This window comes from Leptospiraceae bacterium (assembly GCA_015075105.1).
In the GTDB taxonomy this organism is placed as follows: domain Bacteria; phylum Spirochaetota; class Leptospiria; order Leptospirales; family Leptospiraceae; genus JABWCC01.
The window spans coordinates 1,736,712-1,748,875 of sequence record JABTUZ010000001.1 but is presented as its reverse complement, the minus strand read 5'-3'; the positions used below and the strand labels follow the sequence as shown (position 1 = coordinate 1,748,875).

13 protein-coding genes are annotated in these 12,164 nt (G+C 32.7%); 1 reads left to right on the top strand and 12 read right to left on the bottom strand.

What is annotated here, in order from left to right:
* Window positions 1-7: 7 nt before the first annotated feature.
* Entirely contained in the window at window positions 8-1,429 is a 1,422-nt protein-coding gene (locus HS129_08635) for a glycosyl hydrolase (GenBank protein ID MBE7412109.1), read from the top strand.
* A 12-nt stretch (window positions 1,430-1,441) separates the two neighbouring features.
* On the opposite strand, the gene mnmE is transcribed toward HS129_08635, so the two are convergent.
* From mnmE to HS129_08575, 12 genes are all read right to left on the bottom strand, one after another.
* Window positions 1,442-2,818, bottom strand: coding sequence for a tRNA uridine-5-carboxymethylaminomethyl(34) synthesis GTPase MnmE (gene mnmE / locus HS129_08630; GenBank protein ID MBE7412108.1), 1,377 nt, complete (start codon window positions 2,816-2,818; stop codon window positions 1,442-1,444).
* On the bottom strand, window positions 2,811-3,527 hold the full coding sequence (locus tag HS129_08625; GenBank protein MBE7412107.1) for a Jag N-terminal domain-containing protein: 717 nt from the start codon (window positions 3,525-3,527) through the stop codon (window positions 2,811-2,813). Before HS129_08625 ends, mnmE begins: the two co-directional genes overlap by 8 nt.
* A gap of 12 nt (window positions 3,528-3,539) precedes the next feature.
* Window positions 3,540-5,393, bottom strand: coding sequence for a membrane protein insertase YidC (gene yidC, locus HS129_08620; protein MBE7412106.1), 1,854 nt, complete (start codon window positions 5,391-5,393; stop codon window positions 3,540-3,542).
* Window positions 5,393-5,638 carry a membrane protein insertion efficiency factor YidD gene (gene yidD / locus HS129_08615; GenBank protein MBE7412105.1) on the bottom strand — a complete coding sequence of 82 codons (246 nt, stop codon included), beginning with the start codon at window positions 5,636-5,638 and terminating at the stop codon, window positions 5,393-5,395. The genes yidC and yidD overlap by 1 nt, the downstream gene beginning before the upstream one ends.
* A complete protein-coding gene (gene rnpA / locus HS129_08610) occupies window positions 5,631-5,966 on the bottom strand; it encodes a ribonuclease P protein component (GenBank protein ID MBE7412104.1) in 336 nt (111 codons plus the stop codon). The genes yidD and rnpA overlap by 8 nt, the downstream gene beginning before the upstream one ends.
* Window positions 5,967-5,972: 6 nt before the next feature.
* Window positions 5,973-6,134, bottom strand: coding sequence for a 50S ribosomal protein L34 (gene rpmH / locus HS129_08605; protein ID MBE7412103.1), 162 nt, complete (start codon window positions 6,132-6,134; stop codon window positions 5,973-5,975).
* A gap of 84 nt (window positions 6,135-6,218) precedes the next feature.
* Window positions 6,219-7,646: a hypothetical protein gene (locus HS129_08600; protein ID MBE7412102.1), complete on the bottom strand. Its 1,428-nt coding sequence runs from the start codon at window positions 7,644-7,646 to the stop codon at window positions 6,219-6,221.
* On the bottom strand, window positions 7,636-8,736 hold the full coding sequence (locus HS129_08595) for a VWA domain-containing protein (GenBank protein MBE7412101.1): 1,101 nt from the start codon (window positions 8,734-8,736) through the stop codon (window positions 7,636-7,638). Before HS129_08595 ends, HS129_08600 begins: the two co-directional genes overlap by 11 nt.
* Window positions 8,733-9,731 (bottom strand): VWA domain-containing protein, encoded by a 999-nt coding sequence (locus tag HS129_08590; protein ID MBE7412100.1) that lies wholly within the window; start codon window positions 9,729-9,731, stop codon window positions 8,733-8,735. The genes HS129_08595 and HS129_08590 overlap by 4 nt, the downstream gene beginning before the upstream one ends.
* A complete protein-coding gene (locus HS129_08585) occupies window positions 9,728-10,246 on the bottom strand; it encodes a hypothetical protein (protein MBE7412099.1) in 519 nt (172 codons plus the stop codon). Before HS129_08585 ends, HS129_08590 begins: the two co-directional genes overlap by 4 nt.
* The gene (locus HS129_08580) at window positions 10,243-11,130 is read right to left on the bottom strand and encodes a DUF58 domain-containing protein (protein ID MBE7412098.1); all 888 of its coding nucleotides are present in this window, start codon (window positions 11,128-11,130) and stop codon (window positions 10,243-10,245) included. Before HS129_08580 ends, HS129_08585 begins: the two co-directional genes overlap by 4 nt.
* Window positions 11,127-12,095, bottom strand: coding sequence for a MoxR family ATPase (locus tag HS129_08575; GenBank protein MBE7412097.1), 969 nt, complete (start codon window positions 12,093-12,095; stop codon window positions 11,127-11,129). Before HS129_08575 ends, HS129_08580 begins: the two co-directional genes overlap by 4 nt.
* Between the last annotated feature and the right edge of the window lie 69 nt (window positions 12,096-12,164).

Here is a 12,164-nt window from a genome sequence, read left to right as displayed (position 1 = left end):
TTTACTAATGAAACAAATTTTTGCTACAATAATCAAGTTTCTTCTGAGTGTATTTTTCTTTTTAAGTGCGATACTCGTGACATCATTTTTAGATGCCCAGAAGTCAGTTTACTTTGAAAATTCTATATCGTCTGAATTATTGGCAAAAAGAGATATAGGCATAGAGCTTCCTTTTCCTGAAATTGAAAAAAATATTTTTAATAAACCGGAAAAAGACGAAAGTGGAGCTATAGTAAATTTATTACCCAATGATATACAAAATAAAAATATTATTGAAAAAGAAAATTCTGATATTCAACCCAAAAAACACCATAAAAAAAATGAACAAATAAAAAAGGAACTCAATCCTTTAAAATCTAGGACTCAATCCAAGGAAGAGATTTCAAAAAAAGAAAAAACAAAAGAGCCCAAAATTCAATCGAAAGAAAAAGAAGTCGTAGTAAAAATAGAGAAAGCGACAAAACCTACCGAAATAAAAAAAAGTATTGAAAAAAAAGAAGATTTGAAAATTGAAAAATCGGCAGAAGAGAAACAAAACGAAAGTCTTTCAAAAAAAGAAGAAGAACCTATTATAAAAATCAAGAAGGAAGAAAAAGAAAAAAAGTTCCCGGAAAATTTGCCAAAGTACATTCAAGGAATTTATATTACAAACCAGACTTTGTTTGATAAAGAGAAATTTTCCGAGATTCGGAAAAAAGTTAAGCTATTTGGAATCAATACTTTAGTAATAGATGTTCAACCTAAGGCTATCCCAAAAAAAATTTTAGACGATATTCATAAGGATAAAATTTATACAATTGCAAGAGTTGTTAATTTTGATGGTGGTTTGAAAACAGAACAGCCATCACAGAAAAAAAAAGATGCTCTAAAAAGTGCGGTTGTGTTTGCATGTGAATCCGGGTTTCAAGAAATCCAATTTGATTATATAAGATATTCAGATACAAACCACAAGGGTTTGAATATCGGAAAAAAATATCTGAATATAGAAAAATTTATAGAGGAATTAAAAACTGCTGGGAGGGGTTGTAATAAAGATTTGTTGTTCGGTGCGGATATTTTTGGGAGAATTCCATTTGTAAAGCACGATAGGATAGGGCAAAACTTAGAAAGGTTTTCAATATCGGTTGACGTACTCTATCCGATGCTTTATCCATCTCATTTTTATGGAGATAGAAAAAAAATTAACAATCCATACAAAACAGTTTTCGACGGAGTTGTGAATTCTTTTAAGAGATCTAAAAAAGATACAAGAGTCGTGCCTTACATTCAAGGTTTTTCTATGTCGATCAAAGGCTCTAAATTAGATTTAAAGGATTATATCTTGGCACAAATGAAAGCCGCCAAAGAAAGCAATAGCAACGGATTTATAGTTTGGAATGCAAAGAACGATTACAGAGAAACTTTTAAAGCAATACAAAAATTGAATTAAAAAAGTTGAATTTTATTTTCCTACACAAAACTTGCTGAAAATTCTACCTAAGATTTCCTCAGTTTCAATTTTTCCGTTGATTTTTCCTGTCTCTAAAATTGCATAATCAATTTCTTTAACGGTGATTTCCGGAGGGGCATTTTTTTGGATAAGTTCAAAAGTATTTTCTAGGTGAAATATAATTCTACTTATGTGGTGTTTAATTCTTTCTTCGATTAGAACATAGTCTTCCGTCGGCTCGTTCTTTTTTAGTTTTTCGGTAATTTTTTGAATCAGTGTATCAATTCCTATTCTTTTTTTACAGGAGATTTCAATACAGTCAAAATGAGTTTGGTCTAAAAATATTTTTTGGTCGTACGAAGGACTTCGAATGTCTATTTTATTTGCGACAAGTATTGAGTTGGTGAGTTTTTCTTTGTTGTCAGAAAGAAATTTTCTCCAGTCTATTTCGCATGACGTATCTATTAGAAACAATCGGATGTTGGCATTGGAAAACTCTTTTTCACTTTTTTCGATGCCTGCTTTTTCTATTGTATCTGAAGTTTCTCTGATTCCTGCTGTATCGACCAATTCAATTGGGATTCCCTCTAAATAGATTTGTTCAGAAATAAAGTCTCTGGTAGTGCCGGGGATTTCGGATATGATTGCACGGTCTTTACCTATAATACAGTTTAGTAAACTCGACTTCCCGGTATTGGGAGCGCCATAGATAACTACTTTTGTTGTAGAAATAATCTTGTTGGCTATTTCTGACTTTCTTAAAGTTTCCTTGCAAATGTTTAGAATCGCATGAATTCTTTCTTTTCTCTCTTCCATAGATTCGTAAGTCAAGTCTTCTGTAGAAAAATCAATTTCTGCTTCGTATTCGCTTTTTAGAGAAATCATTCCGCTTCTAATTCGGGACGTTAGTCTGCTCATTTCTCCGGTTAGATTTTTTTGTGAGAGTTCTAACTCGAACTTGGATCTGGCTGAGATGAGTCTCCCGATTGCTTCTGCCTCACTGATAGAAATTTTTCCGTTAAGATACGCCCTCTTGGAAAATTCTCCTTTTTCCGCAGGTCGAACATGGAGCTGAAAAATTAAATCCAACACTGAATTGAGTAGAATCGGATTTCCATGAAGGCTAATCTCTAAAAGGTCTTCTCCTGTAAATGAATTTGGAGCCTTATACCAAATTGCTATTACTTGGTCTAAGATTTTATCTTTTTCATAGACCTCACAATAAATAGCATTTCTTTTATTTTTTTCAAAAAACTCAGAAGTGAGAGTTTGACCATTTTTTTTTAATATTTTTGTAGCAACATTTATAGTCTCACTTCCACTAACTCGAATAATTCCGATTGCACTCGGAATCTGGGATGTTGATATTGCTGCTATTGTTTCAATCAAATTCTAAATCAGATTCTGCATCTTCCGGGAAATGATTTTTTGTTTTTTCTAAATCTTTGTACTTGTGTTTGTCTTTAGAAGGTATAACTCGAACTTTTTTAAATGTACCGTTTCCTTCGCTTCTTGTAAAGACTCTTGAGTCGTCTTGAAGAGTCATGTGTATAATTCTTCTTTCATAAGGATTCATAGGCTCTAAGAGTTTGGATTTCCCTGTTTTTGCGACACTACTTGCGATAGATTTTCCGAGTCTTTTCAGTGCCATTTCTCTTTTGTCTCTGTAGGATTCAATGTCTAAAACTATCTTTCTGCCGTGTCTGATTTTAGAGTCAACCATTAGATTAAGTACAAATTGGAGCGCGTCTAACGTACTTCCTCTTTTTCCAATTACGATTCCGGATTCGTCACTGGACAATTCGATATAAATTTTTCCGTCAACATCTCCCATTCCTACAACTTCTGCTTCGATCCCCATTTTCTTTAGAATGGTGATAGTGATTCCATGAATAATTTTTTCTGCGGGAATATCTGTTGAATTGATAAAGGTTCGAACAATAGCGGGTTTTTTATTTGTGATTCCGAGAAACCCACCTTTTCCTGAATCTACTATCTCAAATTTTACGTCTTCATCATTCAGTCGTAAAGTTTTTAAAGTAATTTCCTCGGCTTCTGATTTTGATTTTGCTTCAGTTTCAAATATGTAATTTAGCATATTTTCTCCTATTTATTTAGATTTCTTTTTAGATTCAGGTCCGAATTTATTCGTCAAGACCTGCTGAATGATGGACAGAAAATTTTGTAGTGTCCAGTATAAAGTCACACCGGACGGCATAGACCAGAAAAAGTAAAGCATGATGACAGGCATAAGATACATCATCGTTTTCTGATTAGGGTCGGCAGAGACAGAAGTCATTTTTGTTTGAATTGCTTGAGAACTAACCATGATAAGCGGAAGGATATTTAAACTGATGACTCCAATTCCAAAATCTGCAATAGTATATACAGTGTCCGGCTCGCTAAGATCTGAAATCCATAAGAATGGAGTTCTCCACAATTCGATAGTATCACTGAATGCAGTATAGAGAGCAATAAAAATCGGAATTTGAATAACCATTGGTAAGCATCCACTCATGGGGTTTGTGCCATTCTTTTTGTAAAGCTCCATAATTTTCTGTTGTTTGACAGTTGGGTCTTTCGCATAACGCTCATTAATTTCTTTAATCTGCGGGCTTAGCTCTTGCATTTTTTTCATGCTCTCTGCTTGCTTCTGATTTAAAGGATAGAAAGCCAATTTGAATAGAATCGCAAAAAGAATTATACTCCAACCATAATTGGAGATAGTGTATTTATAAAGTTTTTTTAGAACCCAGACTATACCGTTTCTAAAAGGTGTAGTTAGACCTTGGTTGAAAGATTTGTCTAATTTATCGCTTAGACCGGAGAAGGGAGTATTTTCGGTTTCCAAAGGATTTAGAGTTTTGTCTCTAAAAGCCATTCCATCTGCTTCCCTGATACCAACATAAGCACCAAAATCCATTGAATAAGATTTACCTGATTCAATCGTAATATTATCATAAGAGGCGACAACACCGGTATCGTTATTTTTCCTGTTGTCTAATAACACTCCAGAAGGCTTATGCTTTAATGGGTCTAAGACTGCAATAAAATACCGACTACCTGTTCCAAGAAAATCTAAACCATCAGAAGGGTTAGAAATGAGTTCAAAGTGTTTTTCTTCTTCAGTTTTTTTGCTGCCGAAAAAGTTAGAAAAAAATCCTTCCCCTGATACACCATCAATCATATCCTTAAACGATCCGTTCAAATAGTAAAATCGGAAATAGTGGACTTGGTCTTTTTCTAAGATATGATTTCCAGGTCTAGTGGGTCCAAGGCTTCCGAATGATCTAAAAAAAACGTTATCCTTAGAGTCAGCTAAAACTATCGTATTTTTATCTTTGTTGTTTATAGTCAGTTTAAATTTGAAATAGTTTTCTTCTGGAAAAAATTTATATTCTTTTGTAATTGAATATTTTTTATCAGGTGAAAGAACCTGAAAAGTAAGTGTTTTGTTTTGTTCATCAAAATTTGAAATAAAATTCAGTGTATTAAAAGGAGAGGAAGCGATTTCATCTTTTGTAAAAGAAGGGTTAAAATCAAAACCCTTTCCTCTGGAAATTTCGATTGCTTTATACTGATTTCCCTGAAACTCAATCATTTCTTTGTCTGATTTTATGATTCGAACTTCTTCATTATTTAAGTCTTTGTAGTTACGAATGTAAAATTTTTCGATTCTTCCTCCAAGAGAAGAAAACTGCACTAAAAAAGAAGATGTAGCTAAATAGAATTGTTTGATTTCGGATTTGTTAATTGAAATTGGGGAAAGATCAACTTTTTTTAGAGTTTCTTTTTCTTTTGGTTTTTCTATATCTTTTGGTTTAACAGTCTCGCTAAGTGTTTCTTTTTTTTCTGCAGTCTTGGGTGGTGGCGGCAAAGTCGGAAATAGGAAATAGTTTAGAGCCATCCAGACTCCGAGGCTCAGTAGTACTGCTAAAAATAATCTGCTTTGTCTGTCTTCCATTATTTGTGTTCCTTATGTTTGCAATTTTGGGATACGTACGGCAAGGGATCAAAATATCCCTTGGATAGTGGGTTGCATCTGAGGATGCGCTTTATAGTAAAATAGGTCGCCATAAAAAAATTGTAATTTTGATACGCTTGCAAAGAATACTCTGAACAAGATGGATAAAATCTGCACACCCCCGGCAGAATAGGAGAAATAAAAGTTTTATAAATTTTAATAAGAAGGATGGCTAATTTATTCATAAGTTAAAAGTAGTAAGGCTTGTTTTATTTTTTTTACTCTAACAGAATATTCCAATTTAGTAAAATTTGCATTGCAGATAATTGCAATATCATATCCTTGGGGAATATCGTCTTGTATTTCTTGAATAACAGATCTTTGCATACGTTTTATTCTGTTTCGTTCAACTGCATTTTTAGCACTGCGGTCTGCACAGAACAGAAATCTGTTTGAAGTTGTTTTGTTAGTTATAAACAAAATCTTAATAGGAAATTTTTGAATTTTTTTTCCTTTTGTAAAAATAAAACTAATTTCTGTTTTGTTTTTCAGAGCCGAAGGCTTTTTATTCAATAAATCCTAGAATTTTTTCCCTGTTTTTTCGTCAGAAACAGTTAGCTTATGACGACCCTTTCTTCTCCTTCTGGAAAGTACGGCTCTTCCCGCTGCACTTGCCATTCTGGAACGAAATCCATGGGTTCTAGCTCTTTTGATTTTACTCGGTTGATATGTTCTTTTCATAATTCATCCTGATTTCCGGCTAATAAAGCCGGCTATAATTGCAATATAAGCCAGTCTCCAAAAACTTGGAATACTGTCAATGTATTATTTTAGAGCATTTTTCAATAATTCTCGTTGCTCTTGGGTAGTCATTTCTTTGCCAGATTGCTCCATTCTGGTTCTGTGGTAGGTTTGCTTCTTACTTAAATTTTGGATTCTATCCAATTCTTTCTTTAATTGTTCTTTTTCGTTTTTTTGTAATTTTTGAGCGTATTCGTGCTCCTTATGCTCTGTTTCTGTCTCTGAGCTATCGAGGCTCAATTCTTCATTGTGTGAGTTTCGGTTTTGGTTATTGTCTTTGGGATTTCTTTTATTTTCTGAAACTTCGTTAGTGTTTTTTTTCTCATCGGGATAGTTGGATTTTTTCTGATTGGGGTTTTGAGAGTTTTCTGATTCTAAGTTTCGGGACGATGGGTTGTTTGAAAATTTTTTATTTTGCTCAGATTTTGTTTGAGTATTTTCACTATTATCGTTTTCTCTTTTTTTATTTTGTTTAGAAATGTCATCTCTGTTATCAGAAAGTGAATTATTTAGTTTTTCTAAAAAATTTTGAACATTTTTTATTTTTTCTGCAATCGTCTTGCTTAGTGAGTCTTTATCTTTCGAGTTTTCCTGACCCTGATTTTTATTTTGTTTTGTGTTTTGGGAATTATCATTTTTAGATTCCTGATTTTCTTTTTCCTTGACTGGTTTCAATGAGCTATTTTTATTTATAGAAGAATCTTCATTTTCTTTGGAATTTGTGTTTTCATTTTTTTCGTTATTCTTTGTATTTTGGGAGTTTGAGTCTTCTGGGTTTTTAGGCTCTTTTTCTTTGTTGCTATTTTCTTTTTTGCTTTCAGATAGATCTTGATTTTTGTCTTGTGAATCTTTGGATTTTTCTTTGTCAGACGATTTTGATTTTGAATCATCATTTTTATCTTCGCCCTTAGATTTCTCTTGTAAGCATTTGTCTTTCAGTGTTGCAATACTGTTCTGAACAATTTTTAGGCTCTCGTTGGAATTTTCAATCAGAGGGTCATCAAGGAATTTAAAAAAGCCTTTCATTTTTGAAATTTCTTCAAATACTCTAAGCGATTCTTTCCAAAAAATCATTACTCTTTCTGTATTGCATTTTTCAGGATTGAATTCGCTTTTTCCCCATTCAAAAAGAGTGATCCCGTCATTGAATTTTGCAGGAAGATAATCTCTTTCGATTTCTGACACTTTTTCAAAATAATCGTGTGCTAAGGAATATTCCTTTTTTTGCATTGAATTAATTCCAAGATTGGTAAAAGGGATATGCTCTTTATATCTATAAGAAATAGATTTTTGAAAATTCAAATCGGATTCAGTGAAATTTTTTTTAGACGACTCGATAATTCCTTTATCGTTTAATTTATTTGCCTTGATACAGCTTAGTGAATTTATACCAAAAATAATTATAAATAAGAGAATGATTCCGCTTGAAGCTACTATTATTTTAGTTTTCATAGATATATTTCTTTTTTCTAAAAAGTATAAAAGAATAAATTATAAATAAAATAGATGAAGCTCCAATAAGGAACCGAGAAATGCTTTTATTTTCTGTGGATGATTTTTTTCTTATCACTTTCCCATCTTTGAATTTTAGATAGTTTTTAAATTCATCAACGTATTCGTGATTTTCTAAAATTATATATTTGCCTTTAGTAAAACTTGTGATATTTTTTAGATCCCTGTCTTCTCTTTTTGTAGTGATACTTTTTATAGTTTCTTCCTTTCTATAAACTTTTTTTTCTCCTGTGGAGTCATCATTTTTACTATGTTCATTTTCCTCGTTTTGAATATCGTAGTAATGCAAGAAGTATCTTATAGAGCCTCCTTTTTTCGTGCCTATCCCAATAGCGTGAATTCTGACTCCGAAATTTTTTAAAGTTTCTAACTCCTCTAAATAGTTTTCTTTTTCTCTTGTTACGATTTCTCCATCGCTTATAAGCAATATTTGGATATCCTTTGAATCTGATTTGGATAGTAAGTCTATTAATTTCTGAAATATTTTTTTATAGCTGCTTCCGCTCCACTCAAAACGATGAATTTTTATGGATTGTATAATAGTTTTTGCCAAAGTTATATCTTTTTGAGGAGGGGTAAGAATCACTGCTTCATTGCTAAAGCTCATCACTCCATAAAAATAATTTGGGTATAGGTCTATAAAATCTTGCGCAACTTCTATGCTTTGAGAAAATCTGTCGTAAGGCTTTTTTTTTGTAATTGGATGATCTATTGTGTCCCCTGCCCACATACTTTGAGATGCGTCTATGATTATCATAAATTCACCTGAAGACTTTATCTCTTCTTCTTTGCCGGAAATTACTGGATCTGCAAAAGCCAAGATTAATAAAACTCCAGAAGTGTAAACAAGAAGAAAATAGAAATACAGTTTGTAGGATTTTTGTAGAGAAGTAAATACATTTGTAAATCTTTCGGATACGTTAGCATTAATCCACAGAACAGAAGTTCTTGTCTGAATCAATATCCATACTATTAGGAAACTAAAGGGTATGATTAAATAGAGAAGATAGGGAGATTGAAATTCTATCATTTGATTGGTCTCCTGATAGAAAAATTTAAAATAAGAAGGAATAGGAAAATTAGGAAGCTAAGTCCGGCTATATAAATATTTTTTGAAACTTTTTGTTTGTAACCTTCTACTTCAATAACTGTACTTTCTAATTTGGTAAGCTCATTAAAAATATCAGTCAAGATACTTTGGTTTTTTGCATGAAAATATTTTCCTGATGCTTCTTTTGCAATATTTTTTAACTCATCGTCTTGAAGAGAGGTTGTAAGAACTTTTCCTGATGGCGTAAGATAAGGTTTGTTATTTACATAGACCGGGATATTTTCTATGCCTCCAAGCCCAATCACATACAATCGAATTTTATTATCATAAATATATTTTGCTGAGAGTAGTGGAGATACTCCTGTCGTATTTTCTCCATCAGTAATTAAGATAATTACTTGATCTCTTGAGTGAGTCTTATTTTTTATCAGTTGATCAGCAGAGGTGAGTAGTGCATCTCCAATTGCAGTTCCACCACTCTCATTATGCTCTATGCTATGAAATGAAAGGCTTTGGATTAGCTCGTTTAAAATTTCATGGTTGTTTGTAAGTGAAGATTGAGTAAATACAACACCTGCAAATGCAATTACACTAACCCTATTCTTGCTACTTCGCTTAATAAAGTCTAAGGTGATTTCTTTCATAAAGTCAAGTCGAGTTGGTTTGAAATCGCTTGCCTGCATACTTGCGGAAATATCAAGTACTAAGCTAACGTCTATGCCTTTCTCCTCAAATCCCTTCTTCTCCAATGTAGAGTAAGGAGAGGCAACTCCTATGATAAATAGTGCTAATAGAATAGATTCTAAAATTGGTTTTATATAAATAACAGGGAATTTCCATTTGTTATTTTCGTAGGCTTGAATTACAGGAAATCTGAGGAATTCATTTTTTAGTGTTATAACCCGATAAATAAAAAATAATGGAATTATTAATAAACCTAGAAGAATAAGAGGTGTTTCAAAATAGAGATTCATTTTGGCAAAAATCTCTTTCTGTCATTGATTAGGGAAAGTGCTTGAGAGCACATTTGTTCAAAGTTTTCTTTTGATGTGTTTGTTTTTTGAAATTGATACTTAGACAGTAACCTTAAAATTTCTCTTGCACTATTGTCGCTAAGATTTTTTTCAATTTCGGTTACCGTCATTTCTTCAACATCTTTTTTATAAATTGTTTCAAGAAAAGTTTTTAGAGTTGCAGAAATTTCAAAACAACCTTCTCTGTAGAGCTGGTTTTTAATATGGTAGGTGCGAATAAAATTTAGTTTATTTTCATAGTCAAATTTTACTGGAAGTGGTTTTGGGGTCATTTTTTTTAAAAATGGCCTGAATATTTTCTTATCTGAAAAATAATAGATTGCACCAAATACAATGACAAGAAGAATCAATAGAAATAAAACGATCTTAAAATATAAAATTTCTCGAGATGAAAAAATTTCCTGATAAGGGGTGATCGTTTGTATAAGAGTATTTGCTAAAGTAGATTGAATCAAAAGTGCACCCTTTTTTTTATCAGAAAATATTCTCTTAACTTTTTATCCAAATCCTCAATAGTGGAAATAGACTCATAGATAATTCTGTATTTTAGAAATTCTTGTTTCAAAAATTTTGTAGAGGCTTCAAGATCAGAAATTTTATCAATCCTGAAAATTCCTTTGCTGTTATCTTTTTCAGGAGAATATACAGGGAACCTTAGAAATTTTTGGTTAGTGTATTCTAAAGGATCGTAAATATGGAGCATATTAATATCGTGGCGATTTTTAATATATTTTAAATCTTCTGGAATATCCCTGTCTAAAAAATCTGAAATCATAAATACAATAAATCTTTTGCCTCGAAATTTTTGTATTGCATGGATAGCTGCGCGTATATCTGTTCCACTTTTCTTTGCAGGCTCTTTTAGAGATATTTCGTAAAATCTTTTTAGTACATTGAATAGATGTTTTTTGCCTGTGCCCGGTTCGATCACCTCTATGGCAGTATCATTGAAAAGGATACAACCAAGTTTGTCTTTGGAAAGAATTGCAGAATACCCGATTGTTGATGCAAGCTCAGTTGCAAATTCTATTTTCGTTTTCTTTTGCCAGCCTGCATACATGGAGGAGCTTACATCCAATGCGATAAAAACTTCTCGCATTCTTTCTTCAGTAAAAATTTTTATATACGGCTCGCCTAGTCTTGCGGTCATGTTCCAGTCAATATGCCGAATAGATTCACCTATCACATATTTTCTGGCTTCGTGGAAATCCATTCCCCTGCCGGGAATAGCTGTATTGTAGTCTCCAGTTAGAATGGAATAAGCATTTTTAGATGCAACAATCTCTAATTTTTTTATATTTGCAAGAAAGTTACTTAAATCAAATGTTTTTTCTTTCATGGTACTTTGATTTTTTTTAGAATCTCTGTGATGATTTGGTCTGTTGTAATTCCATCTGCGTCTGCGTGGTAAGTTAATATAATTCTGTGTCTTAATACGTTATGCGCAATTGCTTTGATATCTTCTGGAGTTACGTTTTCTCTTCCTTCGATTAATGCTTTTGCTCGAGCCGATATAGTCAGATTAATGGAAGCTCTTGGAGAAGCTCCGTACTGAATGATGTTCTTGTCGATTCCAGAATTTTCAGGAAATCTTGTAGCAAATACGATATCAGTAATGTAACGAATTAGCTTTTCGTCGATGTAAACCTTACGAGCAAAGTTTTGGATTTCAGAAATATTGGTTGCGTTGACAATTGGGTCAATTTCAGGAAGTTTGACTTCGTTCATAATCATCTTTACTACGTTGATTTCTTCTTCTTTTGAAGGGTAGTCAATGATTAACTTCATCAAAAATCTGTCCAACTGTGCTTCGGGAAGAGGGTACGTGCCTTCTTGTTCCACAGGATTTTGAGTGGCAAATACAAAAAATGGCCTCGGCACCGGAAAGGTTTCTTCGCCGATGGTTACTTGCCTTTCCTGCATAGTCTCGAGTAGTGCAGATTGAACCTTTGCAGGTGCTCTATTGATTTCATCAGCTAAAACAAAATTTGCGAAAATTGGTCCCTTGCTAGTTTCAAATTTTGCAGTGGACTGATTGTAAATTTTAGTTCCTACAATATCCGCAGGCAATAGATCTGGAGTGAATTGGAGTCTCTTAAAACTTACTTTGCAAATCTTGGATAGTAGATTCACAGCCCTTGTTTTTGCAAGACCGGGAACTCCTTCAATGAGCAAGTGTCCATCAGCGATTAATGCAATTAGTAGCCCATCGATCAGATTATCTTGACCAATAATGCCTTTGTGAATTTCTTTTTTTATATTAGAGAGCACATCTTGAATTTCTGATAAATTTTTATATTCCATAATTCCTCTTGATGCAATTTTAATTTTTATATATGAAAAAATGCAATGTAAATTTCTATTATTTTTTTA